Source organism: Pseudomonas sp. CC6-YY-74, assembly GCF_002025205.1.
Classification (GTDB): domain Bacteria; phylum Pseudomonadota; class Gammaproteobacteria; order Pseudomonadales; family Pseudomonadaceae; genus Aquipseudomonas; species Aquipseudomonas paeninsulae.
On sequence record NZ_CP019947.1, the window covers coordinates 1,544,608 to 1,571,361 of the forward strand.

23 protein-coding genes and 1 pseudogene are annotated in these 26,754 nt (G+C 60.9%); 13 read left to right on the forward strand and 11 right to left on the reverse strand.

The genetic code is table 11. From position 1 onward, the window contains the following. The first annotated feature begins 272 nt into the window (after positions 1 to 272). On the forward strand, positions 273 to 1,112 hold the full coding sequence (gene galU / locus B2D37_RS07190) for a UTP--glucose-1-phosphate uridylyltransferase GalU (protein ID WP_079202066.1): 840 nt from the start codon (positions 273 to 275) through the stop codon (positions 1,110 to 1,112). 55 nt (positions 1,113 to 1,167) lie between these two features. On the opposite strand, the gene B2D37_RS07195 is transcribed toward galU, so the two are convergent. Next, positions 1,168 to 1,590, reverse strand: coding sequence for a VOC family protein (locus tag B2D37_RS07195; protein ID WP_079202067.1), 423 nt, complete (start codon positions 1,588 to 1,590; stop codon positions 1,168 to 1,170). 94 nt (positions 1,591 to 1,684) lie between these two features. Here B2D37_RS07195 and gorA point away from each other — a divergent pair, with 94 nt between their 5' ends. Genes gorA through B2D37_RS23565 form a run of 4 tightly spaced genes read left to right on the forward strand, consistent with a single transcriptional unit; the run spans position 1,685 to position 4,205 of the window. Continuing rightward, positions 1,685 to 3,046 (forward strand): glutathione-disulfide reductase, encoded by a 1,362-nt coding sequence (gorA, locus tag B2D37_RS07200; protein WP_079202068.1) that lies wholly within the window; start codon positions 1,685 to 1,687, stop codon positions 3,044 to 3,046. A gap of 6 nt (positions 3,047 to 3,052) precedes the next feature. Next, on the forward strand, positions 3,053 to 3,676 hold the full coding sequence (locus B2D37_RS07205; protein WP_079202069.1) for a trimeric intracellular cation channel family protein: 624 nt from the start codon (positions 3,053 to 3,055) through the stop codon (positions 3,674 to 3,676). 2 nt (positions 3,677 to 3,678) lie between these two features. Next, positions 3,679 to 4,056: a VOC family protein gene (locus tag B2D37_RS07210; protein ID WP_079202070.1), complete on the forward strand. Its 378-nt coding sequence runs from the start codon at positions 3,679 to 3,681 to the stop codon at positions 4,054 to 4,056. A 20-nt stretch (positions 4,057 to 4,076) separates the two neighbouring features. Continuing rightward, a complete protein-coding gene (locus tag B2D37_RS23565) occupies positions 4,077 to 4,205 on the forward strand; it encodes a hypothetical protein (protein WP_256573154.1) in 129 nt (42 codons plus the stop codon). 506 nt (positions 4,206 to 4,711) lie between these two features. Here the strand turns inward: B2D37_RS23565 and B2D37_RS07215 are convergent. Next, positions 4,712 to 5,014, reverse strand: a complete 303-nt coding sequence (locus tag B2D37_RS07215) for a DUF1883 domain-containing protein (protein WP_079202071.1) — start codon at positions 5,012 to 5,014, stop codon at positions 4,712 to 4,714. Between the two features lie 153 nt (positions 5,015 to 5,167). Between B2D37_RS07215 and B2D37_RS07220 the strand changes: the two genes are divergently transcribed. After that, the gene (locus B2D37_RS07220) at positions 5,168 to 6,214 is read left to right on the forward strand and encodes an RNA methyltransferase (RefSeq protein ID WP_079202072.1); all 1,047 of its coding nucleotides are present in this window, start codon (positions 5,168 to 5,170) and stop codon (positions 6,212 to 6,214) included. A 346-nt stretch (positions 6,215 to 6,560) separates the two neighbouring features. On the opposite strand, the gene B2D37_RS23570 is transcribed toward B2D37_RS07220, so the two are convergent. Then, entirely contained in the window at positions 6,561 to 7,538 is a 978-nt protein-coding gene (locus B2D37_RS23570) for an EAL domain-containing protein (protein ID WP_256573193.1), read from the reverse strand. Beyond that, positions 7,475 to 9,802: a DUF1631 family protein gene (locus B2D37_RS07225; RefSeq protein WP_256573155.1), complete on the reverse strand. Its 2,328-nt coding sequence runs from the start codon at positions 9,800 to 9,802 to the stop codon at positions 7,475 to 7,477. Before B2D37_RS07225 ends, B2D37_RS23570 begins: the two co-directional genes overlap by 64 nt. A 626-nt stretch (positions 9,803 to 10,428) precedes the next feature. On the opposite strand from B2D37_RS07225, the gene B2D37_RS07230 reads away from it, so the two are divergent. Both B2D37_RS07230 and B2D37_RS07235 read left to right on the forward strand, forming a co-directional pair. Next, positions 10,429 to 11,754, forward strand: coding sequence for an MATE family efflux transporter (locus B2D37_RS07230; RefSeq protein ID WP_079204925.1), 1,326 nt, complete (start codon positions 10,429 to 10,431; stop codon positions 11,752 to 11,754). A 54-nt stretch (positions 11,755 to 11,808) separates the two neighbouring features. Beyond that, the gene (locus B2D37_RS07235) at positions 11,809 to 12,033 is read left to right on the forward strand and encodes a DUF2970 domain-containing protein (RefSeq protein WP_079202073.1); all 225 of its coding nucleotides are present in this window, start codon (positions 11,809 to 11,811) and stop codon (positions 12,031 to 12,033) included. Position 12,034: 1 nt separating this feature from the next. On the opposite strand, the gene B2D37_RS07240 is transcribed toward B2D37_RS07235, so the two are convergent. Beyond that, the gene (locus B2D37_RS07240) at positions 12,035 to 13,135 is read right to left on the reverse strand and encodes an ABC transporter substrate-binding protein (RefSeq protein WP_256573156.1); all 1,101 of its coding nucleotides are present in this window, start codon (positions 13,133 to 13,135) and stop codon (positions 12,035 to 12,037) included. A gap of 755 nt (positions 13,136 to 13,890) precedes the next feature. Between B2D37_RS07240 and B2D37_RS07245 the strand changes: the two genes are divergently transcribed. Then, on the forward strand, positions 13,891 to 15,549 hold the full coding sequence (locus B2D37_RS07245) for a nitrite/sulfite reductase (protein ID WP_079202075.1): 1,659 nt from the start codon (positions 13,891 to 13,893) through the stop codon (positions 15,547 to 15,549). Next, positions 15,533 to 16,030 (forward strand): DUF934 domain-containing protein, encoded by a 498-nt coding sequence (locus B2D37_RS07250; RefSeq protein WP_079202076.1) that lies wholly within the window; start codon positions 15,533 to 15,535, stop codon positions 16,028 to 16,030. The genes B2D37_RS07245 and B2D37_RS07250 overlap by 17 nt, the downstream gene beginning before the upstream one ends. A gap of 417 nt (positions 16,031 to 16,447) precedes the next feature. Here B2D37_RS07250 and B2D37_RS07255 read toward each other — a convergent pair. The 6 genes and pseudogenes from B2D37_RS07255 to B2D37_RS07285 form a co-directional block, all read right to left on the reverse strand. Further along, positions 16,448 to 17,967, reverse strand: a pseudogene (locus B2D37_RS07255) (aldehyde dehydrogenase family protein). A gap of 270 nt (positions 17,968 to 18,237) precedes the next feature. Beyond that, positions 18,238 to 20,013 carry a methanol/ethanol family PQQ-dependent dehydrogenase gene (locus tag B2D37_RS07260; protein ID WP_079202077.1) on the reverse strand — a complete coding sequence of 592 codons (1,776 nt, stop codon included), beginning with the start codon at positions 20,011 to 20,013 and terminating at the stop codon, positions 18,238 to 18,240. A 549-nt stretch (positions 20,014 to 20,562) separates the two neighbouring features. Then, positions 20,563 to 20,880 (reverse strand): EthD family reductase, encoded by a 318-nt coding sequence (locus B2D37_RS07270; protein WP_079202079.1) that lies wholly within the window; start codon positions 20,878 to 20,880, stop codon positions 20,563 to 20,565. 440 nt (positions 20,881 to 21,320) lie between these two features. Continuing rightward, the gene (locus B2D37_RS07275; RefSeq protein WP_079204926.1) at positions 21,321 to 22,223 is read right to left on the reverse strand and encodes an ABC transporter substrate-binding protein; all 903 of its coding nucleotides are present in this window, start codon (positions 22,221 to 22,223) and stop codon (positions 21,321 to 21,323) included. Positions 22,224 to 22,228: 5 nt separating this feature from the next. Next, positions 22,229 to 22,648 carry a cytochrome c-550 PedF gene (gene pedF / locus B2D37_RS07280; protein WP_079202080.1) on the reverse strand — a complete coding sequence of 140 codons (420 nt, stop codon included), beginning with the start codon at positions 22,646 to 22,648 and terminating at the stop codon, positions 22,229 to 22,231. Positions 22,649 to 23,033: 385 nt separating this feature from the next. Continuing rightward, positions 23,034 to 23,471, reverse strand: coding sequence for a copper-binding protein (locus B2D37_RS07285; RefSeq protein ID WP_079202081.1), 438 nt, complete (start codon positions 23,469 to 23,471; stop codon positions 23,034 to 23,036). A 217-nt stretch (positions 23,472 to 23,688) separates the two neighbouring features. Here B2D37_RS07285 and B2D37_RS07290 point away from each other — a divergent pair, with 217 nt between their 5' ends. From B2D37_RS07290 to B2D37_RS07300, 3 genes are read left to right on the forward strand one after another with little or no spacing between them, the layout of a single operon-like run. After that, entirely contained in the window at positions 23,689 to 24,816 is a 1,128-nt protein-coding gene (locus B2D37_RS07290) for an ABC transporter substrate-binding protein (RefSeq protein WP_371915444.1), read from the forward strand. Between the two features lie 19 nt (positions 24,817 to 24,835). Next, positions 24,836 to 25,801, forward strand: coding sequence for a YVTN family beta-propeller repeat protein (locus B2D37_RS07295; protein ID WP_079202083.1), 966 nt, complete (start codon positions 24,836 to 24,838; stop codon positions 25,799 to 25,801). After that, positions 25,798 to 26,526, forward strand: coding sequence for an ABC transporter ATP-binding protein (locus B2D37_RS07300; protein WP_079202084.1), 729 nt, complete (start codon positions 25,798 to 25,800; stop codon positions 26,524 to 26,526). Before B2D37_RS07295 ends, B2D37_RS07300 begins: the two co-directional genes overlap by 4 nt. The last annotated feature ends 228 nt before the right edge of the window (positions 26,527 to 26,754 follow it).

Genomic DNA, 26,754 nt, shown 5'->3' on the forward strand with positions numbered 1-26,754 from the left:
GCTCCATGAATACGAATCTTGCAGTTTGGGTCGAGCCGCGTAGGTCGGGTTAAGCAGGCCTTCTAGTGCCGGCTGAACTGCGCAGGGTGGTGCTGGGCTTCGCCCCTGCGCGCCAACCTGCAATGTTGCACTAATTGCTATATTGACGATCCAAAGCAGCTCGTCGAGCAGCTATTGCTCTAGCGCGGCATGGGGCCGGGCGGCCCTCTAACATTGTATGGCCGGTGCAGCCTGATAGACTGCATGGGTATTTGCCAACTTCAAGGAGTCTCATGATCAAGAAATGCTTGTTCCCAGCCGCCGGTTACGGCACACGCTTTCTACCTGCAACCAAGGCCATGCCCAAGGAAATGTTGCCGATAGTGAACAAGCCACTGATCCAGTATGGCGTCGAAGAGGCGCTTGAAGCTGGGCTGACCGAGATCGCCATGGTCACCGGCCGTGGCAAGCGCTCGCTGGAAGATCACTTCGACATCAGTTACGAGCTGGAACAGCAGATTCGCGACACCGACAAGGAAAAATACCTGGTAGGCATCCGCCGCCTGATCGATGAGTGCAGCTTTTCCTACACCCGTCAGGTCGAAATGAAAGGCCTAGGTCACGCGATTCTCTGTGCTCGTCCGCTGATCGGTGACGAGGCCTTTGCCGTGGTGCTGGCCGATGACTTATGCCTGAACCTGGACGGTGACGGTGTATTGACCCAGATGATCAAGCTGTACAACCAGTTCCGCTGCTCGATCGTCGCCATTCAGGAAGTACCGCCGGAGGAGACCCACAAGTATGGCGTGATCGCCGGCGAGATGATCCGCGACGACATTTACCGGGTCAACAGCATGGTCGAGAAGCCCAAGCCGGAAGATGCGCCATCCAACCTGGCGATCATCGGTCGTTATATTCTCACCCCGGATATTTTCGACATCATCAAAAACACCCCCCCGGGCAAGGGCGGCGAAATCCAGATCACCGATGCGCTGATGAAGCAGGCCCAGGACGGCTGCGTACTGGCCTACAAGTTCAAGGGCCAACGCTTCGACTGTGGCGGCGCAGAGGGCTATATCGAGGCCACCAACTTCTGCTTCGAGAACCTCTACAAGCCGGGCAAGGCTTTCTGAGTCGAGTCGAATCTGAGCACAAAGCCACCTGCGCGTGGCTTTGTGCTGTGAGTGGTCAGGGAATTGGCAGCGCCTCCGAGCCCGGGCCAAGTGGCTGGCCATAGCTGAACTCGACGTAGTTGCCCGCTGGGTCACGCAGCCCGCAATAATAACCAACAGGGTAGGGCTCATCACGCGGTGCCCAGATCAGGCAGCCAGCCTTTTGCGCTCTGGCGGCGACCCTGTCGACCTGCTCGCGGCTGTCCACGGCAAAACCGAAATGGCTGTAATCGTCCGCGGCCAGCTGCCGATCCTGACCACCTGGCATGATCACGAAGATGAATGTGTGCTCTTTGCCGGGTTCGGCCATCCAGACGATACGCGAACCTTTACCCACACGCTGGTGGATCACGGTCATGCCGCAGAACTCCGCATAGAACGCCACACAGGCATCCAGATCCGGCACATGCAAAGCCAAATGGGTGAGGGTAGGGCGCATGGCGTTTCTCCTCTGGGTGACTCAGCAAGTTTAGGCCGGGCGCAGGATTCAAGTGCGATTAGGTTATGCTGGCGGCCTGCTAAGGAGGCTGACCATGACCTATGATTTCGACCTGTTTGTAATCGGCGCAGGTTCCGGTGGTGTACGTGCTGCGCGGTTTGCCGCCGGTTATGGTGCCCGCGTGGCCGTAGCCGAGAGCCGTTATCTGGGCGGCACCTGCGTCAACGTTGGCTGTGTGCCAAAAAAGCTGCTGGTGTATGGCGCGCACTTCGCTGAGGATTTCGAGCAGGCCCAAGGTTTTGGTTGGTCGTTTTCCGGTGAAGCGAAGTTCGATTGGCCGACCCTGATCGCCAACAAAAACCGCGAGATCGACCGTCTTAATGGCCTCTACCGCAACCTGCTGGTCAACAGTGGCGTAACCCTGTTCGAGGGTCATGCGCGCCTGCTGGATGAGCATAGCGTGGAGTTGGGCGGCCAGCGTTACAGCGCCAAGCACATCCTCATCGCCACCGGTGGCTGGCCGCATATCCCGAAAATCCCCGGGCACGAACATGCCATCGGCTCGAATGAAGCCTTCTTTCTCGAACAATTGCCCAAGCGCGTGCTGGTGGTCGGCGGTGGCTATATCGCCGTGGAGTTCGCCTCGATTTTCCATGGCCTCGGCGCTCAGACCTCGTTGCTGTATCGCGGCGAGTTGTTCCTGCGTGGCTTCGACGGCGCCGTGCGTAAACATCTGCAAGAAGAACTGTGCAAACGCGGCCTGGATCTGCAGTTCAATAGCGATATCGAACGCATCGACAAACAGGCCGACGGCAGCCTGCTCGCGACGCTAAAAGATGGCCGCGAGCTGCAGGCAGACTGTATTTTCTATGCCACCGGCCGCCGGCCAATGCTAGCTAACCTGGGCTTGGAAAACACCTCTGTAGAGCTTGATGAGCGCGGTTATATCAAGGTCGATGAACAGTTCCAGACCACGGCGCCTTCAATTCTGGCCCTGGGCGATGTGATCGGTCGGGTACAACTGACCCCGGTGGCGTTGGCCGAAGGCATGGCGGTGGCGCGTCGACTGTTCAAACCGGAGGAATATCGCCCGGTCGACTACCAGACGATTCCTACCGCCGTCTTCAGCCTGCCGAATATCGGTACCGTCGGCCTTAGCGAAGAGCAGGCGAAAGAGGAGGGCTATCGTGTGGAAGTCTACGAAAGTCGTTTCCGGCCGATGAAGCTGACCCTCACCGAATGCCAGGAACGCACCCTGATGAAACTGGTGGTGGATGCCGACAGCGATCGGGTATTGGGTTGCCACATGGTTGGGCCGGAAGCAGGCGAAATCGTCCAGGGCCTTGCCGTGGCATTGAAGGCTGGGGCGACCAAGCAGATTTTCGACGAGACCATTGGCGTGCACCCGACTGCAGCCGAAGAGTTTGTTACCATGCGCACCCCCGTGACCACCTGAAAACACATGCCACAACTTTTCTACCTGGCTGACCTGTTCGGCGTAGCCGTATTTGCCATCACCGGCGCCTTGATGGCTGGGCGCAAATCCATGGATCTGTTCGGCGTGCTGGTGATTGCCGTGATCACTGCGCTGGGCGGCGGAACCTTGCGTGATGTGATTCTCGACAATCATCCGGTCAGCTGGATACGCGACGACACCTATATCGTCATCGCCTCCCTGGCGGCGGTGGGCACCGTGGTGTGGGTACGGTTCACCCAGCCGATCCACGAGAAGGGACTGCTGATCGCCGATGCCTTTGGCTTGGCCGTATTCACCGTGATCGGCACCGAAGTGGCCTTGCAGCACAATGTGCCGCTGAGTACTGCCGTGATCATGGGGGTCATGACGGGTGTCGCCGGTGGCGTCATGCGCGATGTGATCTGTAATGAAATCCCGCTCATATTCAAGAAAGAAATCTACGCCACCGCCTGTATTGCCGGCGCCCTGATGTTTATCGGACTCCGCGCACTGGACACTCCGCACTGGCTCGATACCGGCGTTGCCATGCTGACCGTATTGCTTATTCGTCTGGCCGCAATCCGCTGGCATTTCTCGTTGCCACGCTTCCATCTATTGGATCGGGACTGAGCATGATTGAGCGCCTGGATCACCTGGTGCTGACCGTAGCCGACATCGCCCGCACGGTCGATTTCTACCAGCGCGTGCTAGGCATGCAGCATGAGGTCTTTGGCCAAGGCCGCAGTGCATTGGTGTTTGGTCAGCAGAAGTTCAACCAGCACCAGCACGGCAACGAGTTCGAACCGAAAGCGAAACAACCGACGCCAGGCGCCATCGACCTGTGCCTGATCACACGCTGGTCGATCGACGCAGTGCTTGAGCACCTGACGAATCAACGCGTCACTGTCGAACAAGGGCCAGTGGCACGCACTGGTGCAATCGGCCCAATCCAATCGGTGTATTTCCGCGATCCCGATGGCAACCTGATCGAAGTGAGCCGCTACCTCTAAATCAACAGGATGGCAGACCCTTGGGCATGTACGACCTTGATTGGTACTGGGAAGAAAACGGCAGGCTCGGCGTTCAGCGCAGCAGCAAGCGTCCTGATCATTCTGGCGGTGTGTTCACCGTCGCGCTGATCGCCTGTAACTTCGCATAATGTATATTATGTTAAATCATTAGTGTTTCCTGAAAAACCTCTTAGACATGCGAACTACAGCTCAACAGGATTGGCCGCCGCATTCTTCACTCCTGTGCAATCGCCCCTTCAATCCACGCATTCCAGGAGATAGCCTCGATATCCACTCAACAACAACAAATCTTCGCGCGGCTTAAAGCGATCGACACTGGAGACGCTGCCCCCGTCGCGGCCATCAACCCGGACAACTATATCCAGCACAGCCAGCAAACAGCCACTGCGATGCATCCAGGGCGACTGACCGCTGCGCCAAACTGGCGGTGCTGCAATCTGAGAACACACAAGCCCACGCTAACAGCAGACACACAACAGCGCTGACTGTCATCGAATTGGGGGTGGCAGCTAAGGCTATCGGTGGAAAACGCTTGGAGGTTTCCACCCTGTCGGGCTATAAATTCCGTAGTTTGGATGACGCTGTTTTATCCACCCTTACTACCGACGCATTCAAGCGCAGTGTTATCCGCCGTTCAACTCAGCCGCGAAGCCGACTTGCGGATGATTTTGATCGAGTGCTTGAGCGTCGGCTTACGGGTTACGCTGACAGCCTTGCGGCTCACGGTATCGATGGTGATATTCCAGAAGCCGCTGCTCGGTACGGTGATTTTTGCCGGAAAGGTATCGAAAGCACCGCCGTGGTAGGTGTGTCGGCCGCCATTCTTGAAGCTGCGGAAATTCGCGTCGCTCATTAGGCGGATATTGCAGGTCTGCGAGCACTCGATCACGACTTCGTCGTCTTCATTGAGGTGTTCGCGCTGGTGTATGTATTTCATCTACCGCTCCGCACAGCTGGGTCAGGCCAATCAAGGCGCTAGTATGAGTGCCCGGAAGGCTTGAGCAAAGCATTCCGTCGTTCGCCGGCATGCGCTAACCTTCTCGGACGACGGATACCGCCGCCGCCCGCCTGGTGATAGCATGCGCAGCCCATGCAAATCGAAGATTTCCACCAACGCCTCGCCGGTCTCGGCGCCAAGCCCATACATATCGGGCGGATCAGCCGTGCCTGGTTGCAAGGCAAACCGTTGGATACCGGTACACGCAACCAGAAGACCGAGAACTTTCTGCCCCTTGCGGTGCGTAATGCCCTGCCGCAGTTGACGGAAGAGCTCAACGCCCTCGCCCGCCTCAGCTCCGAGCACCCGGCGGCGGACGGCTCGGCGCGTTTGCTGGTGGAGCTGGCCGACAAGCAGATGGTGGAAAGCGTACTGCTGCCACGCGATGGCCTGTGTGTGTCGAGCCAGGTCGGTTGCGCGGTGGGTTGCGTGTTCTGCATGACCGGCAAGAGCGGCTTGCTGCGCCAGTTGAGTACGGCCGAGATTGTCGCCCAGGTGGCCCTGGCCCGACGCTTTCGCCCGGTGAAGAAGGTGGTGTTCATGGGCATGGGCGAGCCGGCGCACAATCTCGACAACGTACTGCAGGCCATCGACCTGCTCGGCACCGATGGTGGTATTGGCCAGCGTAATTTGGTGTTCTCCACCGTAGGCGATCCACGGGTCTTCGAGCGTCTGCCGCAACAGCGGATCAAACCGGCGCTGGCCCTGTCGCTGCACACCACAGATGCGGAACTGCGCCAGCAGTTGTTGCCACGCGCACCCCGTATCGACCCCGAGGAGCTGGTCGAGCTGGGTGAAACCTACGCTCGGCAGATCGATTACCCAATCCAGTACCAGTGGACATTGCTCAAGGGCATCAACGACAGCCAGGCCGAAATGGACGGCATCCTGCGCCTGCTCAAGGGCAAGTACGCGATCATGAACCTGATCCCCTACAACAGCCTGGAAGCCGACGACTACCAACGCCCGGATGGTGACCGTATCGTGCAGATCGTGCGCTACCTGCACAGTCGCGGCGTATTGACCAAGGTGCGCAACTCCGCCGGCCAGGATATCGACGGCGGTTGCGGCCAGTTGCGCGCCCGGGCGAACGATCTGCTGAGCAGCCGCAAGGTGCACCGGCCGCTGCAGCAACGTTGATGGCCAGGTCTTGTCGGGCGGGTCGCGCTCGACAAGACACTCCGCAGCCAAGGCTCAAGGAGCCTGCGGGAATCGCACAAATGGCGGCATATCGCTCGACACGCCCACCACTCAGGCCTGCCTTGGCATAAGGGCTGTGTGTGAGGTGTTCCTCGCGCTTCGCAGTGACTGTTGCCGAACGGCCCGTGGAAGGCAAAGGCAAACTACTGCGCCAGGCTATATTGCATTGCGACGAAACGAGGTGAAGTGACCCCGCAGGCTGGTAGGTCGAGCTCTGGCGTGTTGCAACGGCCTGTTTGCGAGAAGGGACAGACGTGCTTGCATACCGAGCAAGCCGGTGGGCGCATCAAGAGGGGCAGAGAAGTAGCGCCTCATCCGACAGCCAGTCGCCCAGGCCCCTGGGTTTTTGCACGCCAAAGCCCTGCACGTAGTCCACGCCCATCTCCGCCAGGAGAGCACGAATGGAGGGCGTTTCCACATATTCGGCGATGGTACGGCGGCCGAGGGCGTGGGCGACCTCATTGATCGAGCGGACCATGGCGAGGTCGCTCGGTGAACGTTCGATTTCTTTGACAAAACTGCCGTCGATCTTCACGTAGTCCACTGGCAGGCGCTTGAGGTAGTCGAAAGAAGAGAAGCCGACCCCGAAATCGTCAATCGCGAAAGTACAGCCAGCACGCTGCAGGTGGCGTACCAGGTCGGCGGTCTTGGCCAGGTTGGCCACGGCAGCGGTTTCGGTCAGCTCGAAGCAGATGTTGCGTGGGTCGACCGCATAGCGCTCGAACAGGCTTTCGATAAAGCCGAGCAGCCTGTCGTCGTTGAGACTGCTGCCGGAAAGGTTGATCGATATGCTGGAGCAGCGCGTCCACAGCTGGGGGTGACGTTCGAGTTCACTGAAGATGCGCGTCAGCACCCAGCGGTCTACCTTGGTCATGCGGTGGTAGCGCTCGGCGGCGGCGATGAAGTCTTGCAGCAGCAGTTCGTTCTGCATGACCAGCAGCAACTCGTAATGTGGTAGTTCGCTGGAGTCCGGCGCTGCTGGAGCAATTTGCTGCACGCGCAAGGACAGGTTCTCACGCTCGACGATGTCGTCGATCCGGGCGGCGATGGCCTGCAAGCCGATACGGTCATCGTCGGCTGCCCTGTCGAAACAATGCACGCGGTTGCGGCCTGCCTCCTTCGCGATATTGCAGGCGGCCTGCAGGTCGCAGAACAAGTTGCTCACGTCATGTTGATCCGCGGCCTCGACCACGCCAATGCTCAAGGTAAGGCCATGCCGACTCCCATCCCAGGCAAAGCCCTCCTCCTCCACCGCGCGGCGCAATTCTTCGGCCAGCCGCGCCGCCAGTTCTTCGCCACAGTCCGGTAATACTGCGGCGAACTCCACCCGCCAACCCGCGCCAGGTAGGCGCTTTCGGGTAGCCATTGGTGCAACTGGCTAGCTAGCTGGCGCAGGCAGGCATCACCCGCTAGCGGCCCGGCATGCCCATTGATCAGGTTGAACTGGTCGATGTGCGCCATGAGGAAGGCCGGGCGGGCACTGGTGGAAAGGCTTTGCGCTACAGCCCCCTCGAAACTGCGCCGATTAAACAATCCGGTCAGCTCGTCGTGGCTGCGCGTGTGAGCAATCTCCCGGTAGAGCTGCCCGACGATATCCTGAAGGGTGCGCTGAATCCGATTGTCATCCCCTGCCGCGGTATTACCGATCAACAAGGTGCCCTCCGCCAGCAAGCCGGTCAGCTTGGCTGAACCATAGCTGCCCGCCTCGCGCCCCTGGGCATCGACAAACACATAATGATCCATCTGCGGATTGCCCCAGATCAGTTGCAGGGCCTGTCCGTCACGGGCTTGCAGCCAGTCGCCCGCCTGCAAGGTCTCAAGCCGTTCGTACCAACGCTGCAGCTCTGGTGGCAAAGGCGGCGCAATCGATGGCAGCGGCGGTGGCGCGACGAACGCCACCGGCTCATCGCCCAGCAGTTGGCGGCGCAAACGGTTCAACACCGGGGCATACTGGAAATTACCGGCACCGAACTCGTCCATTCGCCGCCGCAGAATCTGCAGCAAGTGGTCGATGCCATCGGGTGTGACCGGATAGGTATCCGCCGGGCGCGTCGGTTTCTTCTGCAGGCGTCGGATAACTAAGGCGGTAACGGCCAGATCACCTCGCCAGGAATATTTGTCAGAACCGGCACGGATCAGATCGTTGACCAGCAGATCGCGCCAGCCCACCCCCAACCACTCAAGCAGCAGCTGCGGTACCTGTTCGCCATACAGCCCGGCCAGGGCAGTCGCCACCTCGCGCTGGGCGTGTTCCAGAATGTCGCGGCCGCGGTGCAATTGCATGACTCGCTCAGCACTACGGCGATAGGCCCGCTGCTGGATCTTCAACAGTTCATCGAGTTCCGCATCACATGCTGTGAATGTGGCGAGATCACCACGGTTTCCGCCCACGATGCGACCGATCAGCAGCTCCAGGCGAGCCTCCAATGCTTCGTTCGGCGGATCGCTGAAGTCACACAGGCGCAACAGTCGGTCGAGCGTTGCACGCACCGGGTGAGCACCGTCGGCGATGGCGGCTGGCTCTTTAAGGGTGGCTTCGAGCACGGGCAACAGCAGCCGCTGCATGGCCGGTTTGAGGGCCGGGGCCATCCCTGCTTGCTGGCCCAGCGCCTGGAACACCTCGCTGACCAGATGCGTATCCTCGCACTGGCGCGCGGTCAGTCGACAGCCCTGCAGTACGAGACGCTCCAGTAGTTGTCGAGCGTCCCAGCCACCCGCCGGCACTTGTTGCGTATGCAGCTTGGCCAGCGCGTCACTGGTCGAGGTCTCGCCCAACTCGATTCGTTGCACTGATTCAGTCGGCTGCCCTTCAGCGCCCACCTGGAGCAGGCGCCGGATCGCGCGGTATGCCGCATCAGGTGACACCGCGGGTAAGGACCGTGGTTGCTGACGGCCACGGACCAGTGCTTTCGGTTCCGGCAATGGCTCTACGCGATGCGCCTCGAACACGCCAGCCAGCGCTTTCAGGTATGCCTGCAGAGCCATGGGCAATACCCGGCTCGCCTCGACCTGAAACAGTGTGCGGATCGCTGCCGGCTGCGCGCGCAAACGTAAATCGCTCAGCAGCTGGCGTATCAGGAACTCAAGCGAAAGGGGGTGATCCGCATCTGGAACAGCATGCCCGGCAAGGCGATTGAAACAACCGCAGACCTGCAACTCAAGCGCGCCCAGGCTTTCACGCAAGGGCCGCAGCAAGCGGCGGGCCAGTAACATATCCTCCACTTCAGCATCGTCGAGCAGACTCCACTCGGCGAGGTTGTCGGGCATCCTCGGCTGCCTGGCAGCTGCCAGGGGAAGATGGCGGCAGATCGCCGCCCAGCTGTTATCGAGCACCCGCTCGCCTTCGGCATTGCAAAAGCGCAGGTAGTTACCGCAAACCTTTGCTTCCTGAGAGGAGAAAGACCTCAGCCGCTGCTCGGCCAACGCCAGCCTGAGCGCGTTGAGCAGCTCATGCAGCGCGCCTGGAAGCTGGCCGCGGACGATAGAGCCGAGCGCCTCACTGAGTGAGTGGGGTAATGGGGCGGGCATCAAGCGCAGGCCTCCTGCGTGTGATTGAGATCTCGTAAAGACTATAGCTGCTCCCTGCAGTGGCAAGCAGTTCAAAGCGGCACTCTTTAGTACTACTCAGGCAGCCCCCCATTCTTCAGAGACTCAAGGGTCGATCTGGCGAGCCATCCTCCGCTTGATCAACGACCGCAGAAAAGGCATAGGCTATTGGCTGACACCAGTAGTGCAGGTCGTCAATTTTCGCTAGGAGCGCCCAATGGCCCACCAATACAGCGCTGAAATCCTGTGGCAGCGCGACGAGCCACACTTATCTCGACAATCGCTACAGTCGCGCCCATAGCCGTCCCCTCGACGGTGACCTGGAAGTGCCCGCCGCCCTCCTAGTCCCAGGTAGTGCCGCTGCCGGCGGCGCGCGCACCCCAGCACCGAGCGACTACACGCCCAGCATCACCAGACCCATGACGCGTGTTTCATCGCCAAGTCGGTAATCAGCGCAGTGCGCTGCGCGCTGCTACTGACTTAGGCGCTTACCGGACGTGGAACTGTTCTATGACATGCGTCGGCATCTGGCTGCGGGTTAAGATGCCCACCACCTCCGGCGTTGAGCATCTTGCATGCCGGTTTTATTGGCTCACAGCGAACCCTGCATGATCGAGCGTCAACGCCTCCGGCACATCCTCACTCTCGGCCTACCAATTATCGGCGGCATGCTCAGCCAGAGCCTGCTCAACCTGGTGGATGCGGCCATGGTCGGCCACCTCGGCGAAAAGGCATTGGCCGGAGTCGGCATCGGCAGTTATGCCAACTTTATGGCCATCGCCCTGGTCATGGGCCTGGGTGCTGGCGTGCAAGCCCAGGTCGCGCGGCGACGAGGCGCAGGACGACTGGATGAGCTGGCGGCACCGTTGAATGTCGGCATGCTGATCGCGCTGTGCCTCGCCCTGCCACTGACGGTGTTCTGCTGGTTGAACGCCCAGCCGATCATTCGACTGCTATCAGGCGATCCCGAAGTACTGGGCATCGGCACCGCCTACTTCGAGTGGCGGGTGCTGGCGATTTTCGCCGTCGGCCTGAACTTCTCCTTCCGCGGCTACTGGAACGGTAGCCACCGCTCCGGCGTGTATATGCGCACCCTGGTGATCATGCACCTGGCCAATGTGCTGATCAGCTACTCACTGATCCACGGCCTCTTCGGCTTACCGCAGATGGGCGCGCCCGGTTCAGGGTTGGGCACCACACTGGCGCTGTATCTGGGCTCACTGATCTATGCCGTGCAAACCTGGCACAGCGCTCGCCGGCAGGGTTTTCTGACCCGTCTTCCCAGCGTTATTGACCTGCGCAGCATGCTGCGCTTGTCGCTGCCCAACTCGGCTCAGCAATTTTTCTTCGCCACCGGCATTACCACGCTGTTCTGGATCATCGGCCAGATCGGCACCGCCGAGTTGGCGGTGGCTCACGTGCTGATCAACCTGGCGTTGCTGTTGATCCTGCCGGCCATCGGCCTGGGCATGGCGGCCACCACCCTGGTCAGCCACAGCTTGGGCGAAAAGGACTTCGCCGCCGCCCATCGCTGGGGCTGGGATGTGGTCAAGGTCGCGGCAGTCGGCCTGATGCTGCTGGGCACACCCTTCTGGTTGTACCCGGAGCTGATCTTGCGGCTATTCGTCAGCGATCCGGCGTTGATCGAGCTGGGCAGTTGGCCGTTGCGCCTGACCGGCATGGGCATGGTGCTGGATGCCACCGCCCTGGTGCTCACCCAGGCGTTGCTTGGCGCCGGCGCCAGCCGCACGGTGATGCTGGTCAGCCTGGGCAACCAATGGTTGTTCTTTCTACCGTTGGCTTATCTGCTCGGCCCTATCCTGGGCTATGGTTTGCTGGCCATCTGGAGCCTGCAGATTCTCCAGCGCGGCCTCGCCTCGATGATTTTCGCCGTGATGTGGCAACGACGCGGCTGGACCCAGATACAGCTTTGAGCAACTATCGATGGATGTTCGACAGGCCTGACAAGCCGTAATTCAGGGGGCACCATGAGCAAGCAGGATGATCCAGACGACAAACCGCTGACTTTATGGGAAATGCTGCAGAGCGTGCTGGCGGCGGCCATCGGCGTACAGAGCGGCAAGAAGCGCAGCCGTGACTTCAGCCGGGGCAAACCCAGCCACTTCATCATCCTCGGGCTGCTGTTCACCCTGCTGTTCGTGCTGGTGATCTTTACCGTGGTCAAACTGGTGCTGTATTTCGCAGGCGTTTGAACTAGCGCAACAAGGCCTCAATAGAGCAGTCATAGCCTTGCAGGCGCGGGTTGAGCGCGGCACTGAAACGACGAAAATCCAGGTTGGCAGCATGCTTGTCGATGCGCCGCAGCAAACGTATCGACTCCTGCTTGTTCAGCATGCGGAACAAATCGGCCTGCTGATCCTTGCCGCCGCGCGCAGCAAAGTCCAGGCCGGCGGCGTGATCGTGGAGCATCACCATGGCGCAGCCGCCAAGAATGAAATGGCCGCTGACCAATACACTGATGCGCTCGTCAATTCGGGCCTGCAGCACCCTCTTTGAATTGTTCAGCCCCGAGTAACGCAGTTGCCGGCCCTGCTCCGCCGCCGCACGCATCACGCCAAACGCCATCTCGTCATTCGCCGCCCACACCAGACTGACATCGGGATAACGCCCAAGCAGGGCGCTAGCCTGCTCATACGCGCGTTGCTCCGACCACTCGCCATACAGCAGCTGCTTCAAGCGCACGTGCGGATGTTCGGCCAGCGCACGATGCAGACCGGCCTCGCGCAATGTGGCAGATGGCGTCCGTTTGACGCCCGAGAAGGCGACCATTTCGCCAGCGCCAGCCGGCGCCATGGCAATCAGCGCCTTGGCCATCAGATAACCAGCTTCTTCATCGTTGGGCACCAGACTGCCGATCCAGTTGCTGTAATTCTCCCGACTGCCACCGACAATTGCCTGTTGATCTGGCGTCAGGGTGCTGTGCAGGGCGAACAGCTTGATCTTGCTGTCGGCAAACAGGCGAAGTATCTCCGGGCCGACATAGTATTCATTGACGAAGACCAGATAGGTCGGCTGCTCCCGTGCTTGCAACACCTCACGCGCATGTTGCAACACCCTGAGCGAGTCACGCTCACCATCGAGCACACGCAACTGCAGCCCAAGATCATTCGCGGCGTCGTGCATGTACTCGATATAAGCGACCCAGAACGGCTCATCGGAATAGCCAGGATTGAGAAACACCACGGACACGGGCGCCTTGGCCGTGGCGGGCTTACCGACACTGGCCGCCGACGCCAAGCCACTCAGCATCGAGAGACACAGCACAAAAATCACACCTACACCTGACCAGATCACGCACACACCTCCAAAAATACGTGCGCAGTATAAGCGTCAGGCAGTGGCTCTTTGCCGCCACTTATCCGCAAACATAAAAAAGCCGACTGCAGCTGGCTGCAATCGGCTTTTCAAGCAGCCTGAGTTATTGCTGGCTGACCCAGAAGACCGCTGTGGCTACAACTAACAGAATCAGGAAGAAGATCGCTCTGGCGTCGACAATGCTATCTCGGTTGTCATATTCGCTATGGTCGGTCATGGACTACCCTTTTTATTGTGCTTATGAGTGGTTCGCTTATGCAGTTAAGCCTAGGTCGCGCACTTGCTCAAGCATTGAGAGGCGGTGAAAAGCCCCCGCCTACTGCGCTAGCCTTCAAACGCCCTACGCTCCGAGCAATTACCTCAAGCAATCCGCGACTATCATCGGCGCGACATAAACGCTGGCGGGCTGTTGCTTCGCTCCGAACGGATCGCCGCCGGGCTGCCCTACTCGCAGGCAGTCCACTGAAGTGGCCGCATGATTCTGCACCACCTGAAGGACGCTAAGGTACTGCGCCTTACCACGAACGCCTGGAGGCGGCCTCGCCACGGCGTTGGATATTTTCACAACCGCTGAGGTTATGTTCCCGCCCATAGCTAGCACTAATAGTTCTAACCATATACTAAAACATCACTTTTGCGCATAACCCTGAGCTGGTATCTTCCCTCAGCTCCGCTAAGGGGTGCGCGGCCGTGCGCGCAGAATTGCTGTAAGCAGCCTGAAAACAGGACCCTTCATGTACGTATACGACCAGTACGATCAACAAATCATCGAGGACCGCGTCCAGCAGTTCCGTGATCAGACCCGCCGTTTCCTGGCTGGTGAGCTGAGTGGCGAAGAATTCCGCCCGCTGCGCCTGCAAAATGGCCTGTACATTCAGCGCTTTGCGCCCATGTTGCGGATCGCCGTGCCCTATGGCCTGCTGTCCTCCAAGCAGGTGCGCATGCTGGCCAAGATTGCCCGCGACTACGACAAGGGTTACGCCCACATCAGCACCCGGCAGAACGTCCAGTTCAACTGGCCTGATCTGGAAGACGTGCCCGAGATCCTCGCCGAACTGGCTACCGTGCAGATGCATGCGATCCAGACCAGCGGTAACTGCATTCGCAACACCACCACCGACCAGTTCGCTGGCGTGGCCAAGGACGAGATCGTCGATCCGCGCCCCTGGTGCGAAATCATCCGCCAGTGGTCGACCTTCCACCCCGAGTTCACCCACCTGCCGCGCAAGTTCAAGATCGCCGTCAATGGCGCTACCAGCGACCGCGCAGCCATCGAAGTGCATGACATCGGCCTTGAGGCAGTGAACAACGCCGCCGGCGAACTGGGTTTCCGTGTCTCCGTCGGTGGCGGCCTAGGTCGTACCCCGGTGGTTGGCAGCTTCATCAATGAGTTCCTGCCCTGGCAGCATTTGATCAGCTACCTCGACGCCATCCTGCGTGTGTATAACCGCTATGGCCGTCGCGACAACAAGTACAAGGCGCGCATCAAGATCCTGGTCAAGGCGCTGACCCCCGCGGTGTTCGCCGAGCGCGTCAACGCCGAGTGGGCACACCTGAAGGATGGCTCGACCACCCTGACTGAAGCCGAAGTGGCGCGCGTCGCCGCGCATTTCGTCGACCCGGCCTATCAGCCCCTGCACGACCAGGACGCCGTCCTGGCACAACTGGACGCCGAGCACCCAGGTTTCGCCCGCTGGCGTCAGCGCAACACCTTCGCCCACAAGCAAGCTGGCTATGTCGCTGTCACCCTGTCGCTCAAGCCAACTGGCGTCGCGCCGGGGGATGTCACCGACAAGCAGCTCGACGCCATCGCCGAACTGGCTGATCGCTACTGCTTTGGCGAGGTGCGCAACAGCCATAACCAGAACATCATCCTCGCCGACGTCGAGCAGACTCAGCTGTTCAGCCTCTGGGGCGAACTGCGCGAACACGGCTTTGCCACACCGAACGTGGGCCTGCTGACCGATATCATCTGCTGCCCAGGTGGCGACTTCTGCTCGTTGGCCAACGCCAAGTCGATTCCGGTAGCCGAAGCCATCCAGCGCCGTTTCGATGATCTGGATTACCTGTTCGACATCGGCGACATCGAGCTGAACATTTCCGGGTGCATGAACGCCTGCGGCCATCACCACGTTGGCCACATTGGCATCCTCGGCGTGGACAAGAAGGGCCAGGAGTTCTATCAGGTGTCGATCGGCGGCAACTCCGGCCGCGACGCCAGCCTGGCGCAAATTCTCGGCCCATCCTTTGCCCAGGACGACATGCCGGATGTGATCGACAAGATCATCAAGGTCTACATCGAGCAACGCACCGATGAAGAAAGTTTCCTCGACACCTTCCGCCGTATCGGTGTCGCCCCGTTCAAGGAGCGCGTATATGCAGCGAATCATTAAGAATGGCCAGGTGGTCGACGAGTCCTGGCATCTACTGCCCAAGGACACGACCCTCGATGGCCTGAGCAACTGTGATGACCTGATCGTGCCCCTGGCGTTGTGGGTCGAGCACTCGCGCGCACTCAAGGCCCGCGACGGCGGCTTGGGCGTTTGGCTGGAAGCCGGTGAGGAGATTGAGGAAATCGCCGATCAGCTGGATAACTTCCAGGTGATCGCCCTTAACTTTCCTGCATTCACCGACGGGCGCCATTGTTCAAGCGCTTATCTGCTGCGCACCCGTTATGGCTACACGGGTGAAGTGCGCGCCATCGGCGATGTGCTGCGTGATCAGCTGTTCGCGTTACAGCGCTGCGGTTTCGATGCCTTCGCCCTGCGCGAAGACAAGGATCCGCAGGACGCACTGAAAGCGTTCGAGGAATTCTCGGAGGTTTATCAGGCTTCCAGCGACCAGCCGCAACCGCTGTTTCGCCGCCGCGCCTGATCCGCGAAGTCGAGTAGGCGGCGGGATGACTCCCGCCGCCTGTACGATTCGCTATACGCCGGCTCAGGCCATACGATTAAGTTGATTGATCGTATCCGCTATCGAGACCAACCCAGGTCGACCCCATTGCTCGCCAGCCGCCTGATTCATCTGGCATGCGCCCGAGTGCCAGCATGGATCTCGAGCACTGACCGCGGATATCCAGGCGCGCATCGCGTCGAACATCCAGATGTATCAGGTAGCGCCTACGCGCAATGCCTGACCTCTCCATGAAAAAACGCGGCCGAGGCCGCGTTGCGAGAGTGATTTGCTGCCGTCAATATCAGGCCGCTGCAGCCTGTTGCAAATCTCGCCCGAAGGCATATCGCAGGGTAACCCGGCGCACGGGAGCACCTGCGCCGAGGAGCATCATCAGACTCAGAAGAAGCCCAGCGGATTGATGTCGTAGCTGATCAGCAGGTTCTTGGTCTGCTGGTAGTGGTCGAGCATCATCTTGTGGGTCTCGCGGCCGACGCCGGACTTCTTGTAGCCGCCGAACGCGGCGTGCGCCGGGTACAGGTGGTAGCAGTTGGTCCATACGCGACCGGCCTTGATCGCCCGGCCCATACGGTAGGCGCGGTTGATGTCGCGGGTCCACAGACCGGCACCGAGACCGAACTCGGTGTCGTTGGCAATCGCCAGGGCTTCGGCTTCGTCCTTGAAGGTGGTGATACCGACCACCGGACCGAAGATCTCTTCCTGGAACACGCGCATCTTGTTGTTGCCCTTGAGCAGGGTCGGCTGGATGTAGTAGCCGCTGGCCAGGTCGCCCTCCAGGCGTTCCGCCGCGCCGCCGGTGAGCAGCTCGGCGCCTTCTTCCTGGGCGATCTGCAGGTAGCTGAGGATCTTGTCGTACTGCTGCTCGGAGGCCTGGGCGCCGACCATGGTCTCGGTGTCCAGCGGGTCGCCCCGCTTGATCAGCTTGATCTTCTTCATCACCTCGACCATGAAGGCGTCGTAGATCGACTCCTGCACCAGCGCACGAGATGGGCAGGTGCACACCTCGCCCTGGTTGAAGAACGCCAGCACCAGGCCTTCGGCGGCCTTTTCGATAAAGGCCGGCTCGGCATTCATGATGTCTTCGAAGAAGATGTTCGGCGACTTGCCGCCCAGCTCCACGGTGCTCGGAATGATGTTCTCGGCGGCGCACTTGAGAATGTGCGAGCCCACCGGGGTGGAGCCGGTGAAGGCGATCTTGGCGATGCGCTTGCTGGTGGCCAGGGCCTCACCGGCTTCGCGGCCGAAACCCTGGACCACGTTGAGTACGCCCGGCGGCAGCAGGTCGCCGATCAGCTCCATCAGCACGCTGATCGACAGCGGCGTCTGTTCGGCTGGCTTCAAGATCACGCAGTTGCCGGCGGCCAGGGCCGGCGCGAGTTTCCAAGCGGCCATCAGCAGCGGGAAGTTCCACGGAATGATCTGCCCGACCACGCCCAGCGGCTCGTGGAAATGATAGGCGGCGGTGTGTTCGTCGATCTCGGCGGCGCTGCCTTCCTGGGCGCGGATGCAACCGGCGTAATAACGGAAGTGGTCGGCGGCCAGCGGTACGTCGGCGTTCAGCGTCTCACGCACGGCCTTGCCGTTGTCCCAGGTTTCGGCCACGGCCAGCAGTTCGAGGTTGGCTTCGATGCGATCGGCAATTTTCAGCAGCACCAGCGAACGGTTCTGCACCGAGGTCTTGCCCCAGGCATCGGCGGCGGCATGGCGGCGTCCAGGGCCAGCTCGATATCTTCGGCGCTGGAGCGGGGGAATTCACCGATCAGCGAGGCGTCGACCGGGCTGGTGTTGCTGAAGTACTGCCCCTTGAGCGGTGCGACAAACTCGCCACCGATGAAGTTGCCGTAGCGCGGCTTGAGGTTGATAACTGCGCCTGGTGTACCGGGTTTAGCGTAAATCATGGTGGTGCCCTCTCTTGTTTGTCGGAGCCTGCCCGTGGACGTGAAACAGGTCATGGTTCGATATTAGAAAGTCGCCCATGCGAAGGGTATGCGCCCAAGGCACCAATCGCCTCGTCATTTGGTAGTAGGTGCGAAAGCACTCTGCGACATGACTTGCTGTCTGCAGGTGCAGGAACCACCACAGTAAAGACGACCTCATACGGTTACGTCCAAAACGACGATGGCCGGTCAAAGACCGGCCATCGAGTCACACAGGGTGAAACACGAGGATTAGTGTTTGGCCACCAGGTCCTTCGGCAGCTTGAAGGTCCAGAGCATGCCGCCCTGGTTGAAGTTCTTCACCCGCTTGGCCACTTCGCCGCCCCACAGCGGCACCGCGCCACCCCAACCGGAGAGTACCGAGACATATTGCTCACCATCCATTTCCCAGGTGACCGGGGAGCCCAGCACGCCGGAACCGGTCTGGAATTCCCAGACATTCTCGCCGGTCTTGGCGTTAAAGGCCTTGAGGAAGCCTTCAGGCGTGCCGGTAAACACCAGGTTGCCCTTGGTGGTCATCACCCCGCCCCACAGTGGCGCGTAGTTCTCCTGGCGCCAGACTTCCTTGCCGGTTTTCGGGTCGATAGCGCGCAGCACGCCGATGTAATCCTCGTTCAGCGGACGGATGGTGAAACCGGCGCCGAGGTAAGCCGCGCCCTTCTTGTAGGCGATCTCCTCGTTCCAGATATCCATGCCCCACTCGTTGGACGGCACGTAGAACAGCCCGGTGTCCTTGCTGTAGGCCATTGGCATCCAGTTCTTCGCGCCGAGGAAGGCCGGTACGGAGAACACGCTGCTGCCCTTGTCGGCACTGCCCGGTGCGCCTGGACGGTTGCTGTCGTCATAAATCGGACGGCCGTTCTTGTCCAGACCCTTGGCCCAGGTGATCTTGTCGACGAACGGGAAGCCGCGGATGAACTTGCCATTGGTGCGATCGAGCACGTAGAAGAAGCCGTTACGGTCGGCGGTAGCCGCGGCCTGGACGGTCCTGCCGCCTTCCTGGTAGTTGAAGGACACCAGCTCGTTGACCCCATCGAAGTCCCAGCCGTCGTGCGGGGTGGTCTGGAAGTGCCACTTGATGGTGCCGTCGTCCGGGTTCAGGGCCAGACGCGAGGACGAATAGAGGTTGTCGCCAGGGCGCAGGTGCGAGTTCCACGGCGCCGGGTTACCGGTACCGAACAGCAACAGGTTGGTTTCTGGGTCGTACAGGCCGCCTAGCCAAGGCGCCGCGCCGCCGGTTTTCCACAGGTCGCCCGGCCAGGTCTTGCCGGCTTCGCCGCCGGAGATGCCGTTCTCGATCTTCTTGCCGTCCTTGTAGATGTAGCCCATGTGACCTTCGACGGTCGGCCGGGTCCACAGCAGTTCGCCGTTTTTCGGGTCATAGGCTTCGATCTTGCCGACGATGCCGAATTCGCCACCGGACACGCCGGTAATCAGCTTGCCATTGATTACCAGCGGTGCCGCGGTGATCGAGTAACCGGCCTTGTGGTCGGCGACGCTCTTGCGCCACACCACTTTGCCGGTGTCCTTGTTCAAGGCCACCAGTTTGGCGTCCAGGGTGCCGAAGATCACCAGGTCGCCATACAACGCCACACCACGGTTGATCACGTCGCAGCACGGACGGATGTCATCCGGCAGGCGCGCATCGTATTGCCAGAGTTCCTTGCCGGTGCGCGCATCCACGGCAAACACCCGCGAGTAGGAGGCAGTGACGTACATCACGCCGTCCTTGATCATCGGCTGGGCTTGCTGGCCGCGCTGCTTTTCACCACCGAAGGACATCGCCCAGACTGGACGCAGGTCCTTGATATTGTCGGTATTGAGAATGTCCAGGGTGCTGTAGCGCTGGCCTTGCAGGCCCATGCCGTTGGTGACGATCTGGTTAGTGGAATTCACATCGTCGAGAATTTCCTGATCGGTGACCGCCCACGCCGACACGGCGGGGAGGAGCATGGCGGCGCACAGTGCACTCAGCACCAAGGGCTTGCATAGACCGGAGTGTTTCATTGCGGTTACCTCTGCGGGTTAATTGTTATCCCCGGGAAGTTTTCCCGGTCTGCCGCTAATTCTTCGCCGCAGGGCCTCACACAACAATTGCACGCAGTACCGATTTAACTACTCCCTTGGTAGCAATACTCACCTACCTATCAGCAGCATTTCACCCGTCTGGGCGCACGGATGGATATCAGTGGCACCAGCCGCGAAGAGGGGATCGCCGCTGGCCATCGCGCCCGGCGGTACTGCGTCATGCTCAGATATGCCAAGGAGGTAACTGGCCACGCGGGCCATCGCGAGCTTTTGCGCGAGTCCAGCAGTGCCTCGATGAGTGCCCGCGTGCTCGGCAAATATCTCGGCTGGCACATGCCGCGCCAGCGCTACCTCATCGTCGACGACACCTGGGATCGCAGCAGCGAAAGTGAACGGCGCGCCGCCACCGCTCTAAGTCGGCCCGGCCACCTGGGTGCAACCCGGTATGGCTGGAACAAGGATCCAGCGCATATGCACCTCATGTGCAGTTCAGGCGCGCCGCAGGTACGGCGCGTCAGGCGTCAGGCGTCAGGGCGCGAGTTTGACCTCACTGATCTGTATCAGTGGCTGGCTGTCGGTGAAGTTGGACAGATCGCCCATGATCCGCTCGGCGTGCGGCGCAAAGCTGTTCTGAAAACTCTCGACGCTGTCGAAATACAGGTGGCCCATGGCGACGAAGGGCGCCCGACTATCGGGGTCGGCGCTGGCCAGACCCTGGTCCACGGCAATGGCCTTGCAGGCATCGCCCAGGCACTTGCGCACTATGTCCATGTGCTGGCTGCAGTAGTAGCCGAAGTCGAAATGCACGCCGGGGTTGTTGGGGTAGAGCACGCTGACTTTGATCATTGGGTTTATCTCACTGGTTATGGCTAGCAAGTTCTTGTGCAAGGCTGAAGCCTCTGCACACTCAACACCTTACAACGCGGCCGTGAATTCATTGCCACTGTTATCGCCTAGCTACAGCTCGGTTTCACCCTCACCTGCACCTCCAGGCCGCGGGTCGAATTCGCACTGACGTAGGGGCACAACTCGGGCTGATGAGGTAGGACTCGGGAGTGCCGCCGACCAAACCGCTGTCCATTGGATGGGCGATCTGCAGTCGCAAACGACTGAAATCTGCCCGGGTTGTAGCCAGCCAAGGACTGGATCGCCCTCGCCGCCTGCCCCAGCCCATGCTGGGCCAGGCGAGCAACGCCTACAGCAGCAAAGACCGGCTATCCGGCACACACCCCCTGCCTGGCGAACCGGCAGCAAATGCCGGCCTCAAGCTGGCGAGCGGTAAGCCGTTATTCGACTTCCTGATACAACCCCGGCAGTTCGTAACGCAAACCATAGCGGCCATAGAGTTGTTTGAGATCACCAGAGAGAATCAGCTCTTCGAGCTTTTCCTCCAGAGCGTAAGCCAGTTGCCGATTGCTTTCATGCACCGCCATGCCGATATCCCAGACCTGCTTGCCCATCTTGGGGTAGGCGTTCTCGGCCAAGGCCAGATTGCTGTCTGCGGCCTGCTTTACCTGCCAGTCGATCTCGCCGCGCATGGCCATCACCGCATCGACCTCGCCCTTCTTCATCCCGGCAAAGGCGGCCTGGGGATTGCTGAAGTGATGGGTCTTGCCACTGAGCATGCCGTCGAACACCGAGGACAGGTAGAAGGACGGCACGCTGTCGACCTCGACGCCAATCGGATGTTGCTGGAACACCGCCACGCTGGGCACGGTCTTGAGTCGGCGCCGGTCGTAGGCGACCTGCCAGCGCTCGCGCTGATAGGGGCCGAACATCACCACCTGCTCGTTGACCAGTTCGCCGAACTCGTTGCTCATGTTGGAAAACTCGCGATCGTAAGGCACGCGCAGCATCACGTCGGCCAGCACATCTGGGCGCAGGTAATGCCCGCGCCAGATGTAGTCACGCAGATCGTCGTCGAGCTTTTCCCCCGGTGGCGCCCAGATCAGTTGCAGCTTGAGCCCCAGGCCCGTGGCCAAAGCCTGGGCCAACTCGTAATCGACGCCGCGCGGCTGACCATCCTGCAGGAAGCTGTAAGGCGGGAAATCCTCATAGAGGGCGACCTTGAGCACACCGGACTCGATGATCGAGTCATAGCTGCGTATTGGCGCCTGGGCTTGGGCCGGTGCAGCTACCAGGCCCAACGTACAGAGCAACGCACTCAACAGCAGGACAGTCAGGCGCATGGCCATTACTCCTCGACGTGCACGCTCTCCAAGTAGCTGCGTACGGCCCACAGTGCTTCCTGGCTAAGGTAATCGGCCATCTTCGGCATATACACCCGGCCGTCACGCACCGCACCGTTGATCACCCGCTCCTTGAACCACTCATCGCCCATGGCGCCGATTTCGAGCAGGCGCAGATCCGGGGCGATGCCGCCAGACTTGGCTTCCAGGCCGTGGCAGGCCGCGCAATTCTGGTTGTATGCCGAGGCGCCAATTTCAATCGCCTTGGGGTTGTCGCGGTAGGGGTTCTCTTCCAGCCACTCTTCGCCCAACGGTTCCAGTCCGGGGGTCTTGACGTCTTGCGGGACCACATCGCCATGCGCCCAGAGCGTGGCCGAGAAAGCCAACAGCAGCAGGGCGGCACCGGTTTTTTGTTTGATTTTCATGATCGAGACCTCTTCGAATACACGCAGGACAGGCGTTATTGAGCTTGCTTGTAACCATCTTAGAAAGACCTGGGCGCGCACCGAATGCTGCTTTGGTGGCCCGTGCCTAGTCCCTTGGTAGTAGGGCTTGTGGCGGCCGTCAGGCAGGGCTTGCGCAGCAAGGCTGCGGGTATCGACGGCTATCTGGCGGCAAACAGCTGGGCTTCAGCGCGGCGTCGTGAGACCAGGTCATTGCTGTGTGCAGGAGCCGGCCAGTCGCATGGTGTCGCTGCCAAGCAAACAACGTTGCGAGAGCGCCGTCGGTTGAACCCGCTGTCCGCCGGTAAAGCGCCAACGCCAGGGAGCGGCGAAGCTCAACAGCGAAGCCGCCTATTTGCGCGCGGCCTTACTTGACCACGAAGTAGCCGAGCATGCCCTTGCCTTCCAGGCCCTTGGCGAAGAAGCGGAACTTGCCGGGTTTGATCGGCACGAAGAAGATTTCCGCCTCGCCGGCGTCCTCGAACTCGAGTTCGGTAAGGGTGATTGCCTTGATCTCCACCCCACCGGCTTCGACCTTGCGCAGGAAGATTGAAGTGGCGAATTCCGGCGCCTGGAACGCGTACTCCTTCTGCCCGCTGGCGATGATTTTCAACTGGTAGGCCTTGCCGGTTTCCAGTTGGTACTCCCTCTGCGACATGCTGTAGTCGCTCTCTTCGCTGCCCAGGCGCAAGTCCGCCAGCGCGGTGCCGCGACGGGTCAGATCGCCGGCGGCATAGATAGTGTCGAAACCGATCAGGCTGCAAATCAGTAGCACGGGGAGAAACAGCGCTTTGAGAATACGCATGGCGAACACCTATTATTGTTATGGGTCGATACAGCCATGCTAGAACCCCTTGCGGCATGCGAAGTTACTACCTTGGTAGTGCCCGACTGGTACTTTGGGCATATTTCCCCAGCGGCTCACTGTTCCTATGCTGGCAACACCTACTCAGGAGTTGCCCATGCGCCAGATCAGTCGTCATCTCTTGCTCTGTGTCGCCGTCACTCTCGCTTATGCGGCCATGAGCCAAGCCGACAGCCCGGCAGCTGAGCTGCAGGTGCGCATCGGCTACCTGGCCTACACCCCGGCAACCGGACCGCTACTGTCCAATGTAATTGGCGAACCTGCGGACGCCGGCCTGCGCGGCGCCGAACTGGCGATTGCCGACAGCAACAGTACCGGTCGCTTTCTCAAGCACGCCTATAGCCTCGACGTCGCCGAGCATGACGACAGCGCAACTCTGCTCGAGGCCGCCAGCGCGCTACATGACCAAGGCGTACACCTGTTCGTGGTCAACGCCCCCGCGGCGACCCTGCGCAAGCTCAGCCAGGCACTCGCCGACAGCCTGCTGATCAATGCCGGCAGCCGCGACGACAGCCTGCGCCAGAGCGAGTGTTTGCCTAACGTGCTGCACACCCTGCCCAGCCGAGCCATGCTCGCCGACGCCCTGGCTCAGTTTCTGGCGGTGCGCAAATGGTCGCGCTGGCTGCTGATCAGCGGCCCCACCGAGGACGATCAGGCCTATGCTGCGGCCCTGCGCCGGGCGGCTAAGCGCTTCGGTCACAGCCTAGTCGCAGAGAAGGCCTGGAGCTTCGACAACGACCAGCGCCGCAGCGCCCAGGCCGAGATGCCGCTGTTCACCCAGACCAAGGAATACGACGTGGTGCTGGTCGCCGACGAACGCGGCGACTTCGGCGAATACCTGCCCTACCAGACCTGGTACCCGCGCCCGGTCGCCGGCACTCAGGGCCTGACCCCCACCGGCTGGCACAAGACGGTGGAGACCTACGGCGCCGCGCAATTGCAGAAGCGCTTCGAGGCCCACGCCAAGCGCTGGATGAACGAGCGCGACTACGCCGCCTGGATCGCCGTGCGCAGCATCGCCAGCGCGGTGAGCAAACTGGGCCAGGCCGACGCCAGTGCGATCCGCACGCTGGCCCTAAGCGATCAACTACCGCTGGACGGCTTCAAGGGCCGCAAGCTGAGTTTCCGCAGCTGGAACGGCCAACTGCGCCAACCCATCCCCCTGGTGCATCCCCGCGCCCTGGTCAGCAACTCGCCGCAGGAGGGCTTCCTGCACCCCACCAGCGAGCTGGACAGCCTCGGCTACGACGCACCCGAAGTCAGCTGCACGCTGACTGCCAACTGACAACAAGAGGAATAATCCCATGCGTTTCGCCTTGCTCGCCGCGAGCATCAGCCTGGCCCTGGCCAGCACCTCGAGCCTCGCCGCCACCGCCTATGTGTCCAACGAGAAAGACGACAGTATCAGCGTGATCGACCTCGACAGCATGGAGGTCAGCGCCACCCTGGACGTCGGCATGCGCCCGCGCGGCCTGCTGCTGTCCAGCGACAACAAGCTGCTATACATCTGCGCCAGCGACTCCGACCGTGTCCAGGTGATGGACCTGGCGACGCGCAAGATCATCAAGCAACTGCCCTCCGGCGCCGACCCCGAGCAGTTCGCCCTGCACCCCAACGACCGCTGGCTATATATCTCCAACGAAGACGATGCGCTGGTCACCGTGGTCGATGTGCAAAGCGATCAAGTGCTGGCGCAGATTGATGTCGGCGTCGAACCCGAGGGCATGGCCGTCAGCCCGGATGGCAAATGGGCGGTCAATACCAGCGAAACCACCAACATGCTGCACTGGATCGACACCAGTACTCAGCAGCTGGTGGATAACACCCTGGTCGACCAGCGCCCGCGGCATGTCGAATTCGACCCACAAGGCAAACGCCTGTGGGCTTCGGCGGAAATCGGCGGCACGGTCAGCGTGATCGATGTCGCCAGCCGAAAAATCGAGAAAGTCCTGACCTTCAAGATCAAGGGAGTGCACCCGGACAAGGTGCAGCCAGTCGGGGTTCGCCTCAGCGCCGACGGCAAACTAGCCTTCGTTGCCCTCGGCCCGGCCAACCATGTGGCAGTGGTCGACGCCAACACCTATGCAGTGCTCGAGTACCTGCTGGTCGGCCGGCGTGTCTGGCACATGGCATTCACCCCGGACCAGCAACAACTGCTGACCACCAACGGCGTCAGCGGCGACGTTTCGGTAATCGACATGAAAACCCTCAAGGTGACCAAGTCGATCAAAGTCGGCCGCTATCCCTGGGGCGTGGTGGTCACCCCATGAACGCCTTGGAAGTCAGCGCGCTAGGCTTCGCCTATGGCGCACGCCAAGCCTTGCAGGGCATCGGCTTCAGTGTTGCGCCCGGCACCTTCGCCGCGTTGCTGGGGCCGAACGGCGCCGGTAAGTCGACCCTGATCGCCCTGCTCACCCGGCTTTATGACCTGCAGCAGGGCGATATTCAGGTGATGGGCTGCAGCCTGCGCCAGCAGCCGCGTCAGGCCCTGCGCCAACTCGGCGTGGTGTTCCAGCAGAGCACCCTGGATCTGGATCTTAGCGTCGAGCAGAACCTGCGCTACCACGCCGCCCTGCATGGCCTGGCCAAGCCATTGGCGTGCGCGCGGATCGACGAGGAACTGGCCCGCCAGCAGCTTGCTGAACGGCGTCATGAAAAGGTCCGCGACCTCAACGGCGGCCACCGACGCCGCGTGGAAATCGCTCGCGCCCTGCTCCATCGGCCGCGCCTGCTGTTGCTTGACGAAGCCAGCGCCGGCCTCGACCCGGCCAGCCGCCTGGCGCTCAACCAGCATGTACGTCAGCTCTGTCGTGATGACGGACTGGCCGTGCTGTGGACCACCCACCTGCTCGATGAAGTGCAAGCGAGCGACGAGCTACTGATCCTCAACCGCGGTCGCCTGGTCGCCCAGGGCCTGGCCAGCCAGATCGGTGCCGACGACGCCAGCCTGGCCGCCACCTTCGCCCGCCTGACCAGCAGCGAGGCGGGAGCATGAACAGTTTTCCACCAGTGCACAGCGCTGCCCAACCGCTGCCATGGGTCAAGCGCAATCACGTAGGAGCGGGCCATGCCCGCGAATGGGCATCGAATAGTCGGCCGGATCGCGGCCATGGGCCGCTCCGACAAATGCCTCGCAACGCGGCAGCGATCTCTACCGCGTCGCGCTTCCATTGCTCATACCAAGAGCCCCAGCTGGCATCTGCATTCCTGGTGCGCAGGGCGC

What these genes read in the sequence shown, in the direction of transcription:
- galU (WP_079202066.1), top strand. Translation starts at nt 273, where the DNA reads ATGATCAAGAAATGCTTGTTCCCAGCCGCCGGTTACGGCACACGCTTT.
- B2D37_RS07195 (WP_079202067.1), bottom strand. Translation starts at nt 1,590, where the DNA reads ATGCGCCCTACCCTCACCCATTTGGCTTTGCATGTGCCGGATCTGGAT.
- gorA (WP_079202068.1), top strand. Translation starts at nt 1,685, where the DNA reads ATGACCTATGATTTCGACCTGTTTGTAATCGGCGCAGGTTCCGGTGGT.
- B2D37_RS07205 (WP_079202069.1), top strand. Translation starts at nt 3,053, where the DNA reads ATGCCACAACTTTTCTACCTGGCTGACCTGTTCGGCGTAGCCGTATTT.
- B2D37_RS07210 (WP_079202070.1), top strand. Translation starts at nt 3,679, where the DNA reads ATGATTGAGCGCCTGGATCACCTGGTGCTGACCGTAGCCGACATCGCC.
- B2D37_RS07215 (WP_079202071.1), bottom strand. Translation starts at nt 5,014, where the DNA reads ATGAAATACATACACCAGCGCGAACACCTCAATGAAGACGACGAAGTC.
- B2D37_RS07220 (WP_079202072.1), top strand. Translation starts at nt 5,168, where the DNA reads ATGCAAATCGAAGATTTCCACCAACGCCTCGCCGGTCTCGGCGCCAAG.
- B2D37_RS07225 (WP_256573155.1), bottom strand. Translation starts at nt 9,802, where the DNA reads ATGCCCGCCCCATTACCCCACTCACTCAGTGAGGCGCTCGGCTCTATC.
- B2D37_RS07230 (WP_079204925.1), top strand. Translation starts at nt 10,429, where the DNA reads ATGATCGAGCGTCAACGCCTCCGGCACATCCTCACTCTCGGCCTACCA.
- B2D37_RS07235 (WP_079202073.1), top strand. Translation starts at nt 11,809, where the DNA reads ATGAGCAAGCAGGATGATCCAGACGACAAACCGCTGACTTTATGGGAA.
- B2D37_RS07245 (WP_079202075.1), top strand. Translation starts at nt 13,891, where the DNA reads ATGTACGTATACGACCAGTACGATCAACAAATCATCGAGGACCGCGTC.
- B2D37_RS07250 (WP_079202076.1), top strand. Translation starts at nt 15,533, where the DNA reads ATGCAGCGAATCATTAAGAATGGCCAGGTGGTCGACGAGTCCTGGCAT.
- B2D37_RS07260 (WP_079202077.1), bottom strand. Translation starts at nt 20,013, where the DNA reads ATGAAACACTCCGGTCTATGCAAGCCCTTGGTGCTGAGTGCACTGTGC.
- B2D37_RS07270 (WP_079202079.1), bottom strand. Translation starts at nt 20,880, where the DNA reads ATGATCAAAGTCAGCGTGCTCTACCCCAACAACCCCGGCGTGCATTTC.
- B2D37_RS07275 (WP_079204926.1), bottom strand. Translation starts at nt 22,223, where the DNA reads ATGCGCCTGACTGTCCTGCTGTTGAGTGCGTTGCTCTGTACGTTGGGC.
- pedF (WP_079202080.1), bottom strand. Translation starts at nt 22,648, where the DNA reads ATGAAAATCAAACAAAAAACCGGTGCCGCCCTGCTGCTGTTGGCTTTC.
- B2D37_RS07285 (WP_079202081.1), bottom strand. Translation starts at nt 23,471, where the DNA reads ATGCGTATTCTCAAAGCGCTGTTTCTCCCCGTGCTACTGATTTGCAGC.
- B2D37_RS07290 (WP_371915444.1), top strand. Translation starts at nt 23,689, where the DNA reads ATGAGCCAAGCCGACAGCCCGGCAGCTGAGCTGCAGGTGCGCATCGGC.
- B2D37_RS07295 (WP_079202083.1), top strand. Translation starts at nt 24,836, where the DNA reads ATGCGTTTCGCCTTGCTCGCCGCGAGCATCAGCCTGGCCCTGGCCAGC.
- B2D37_RS07300 (WP_079202084.1), top strand. Translation starts at nt 25,798, where the DNA reads ATGAACGCCTTGGAAGTCAGCGCGCTAGGCTTCGCCTATGGCGCACGC.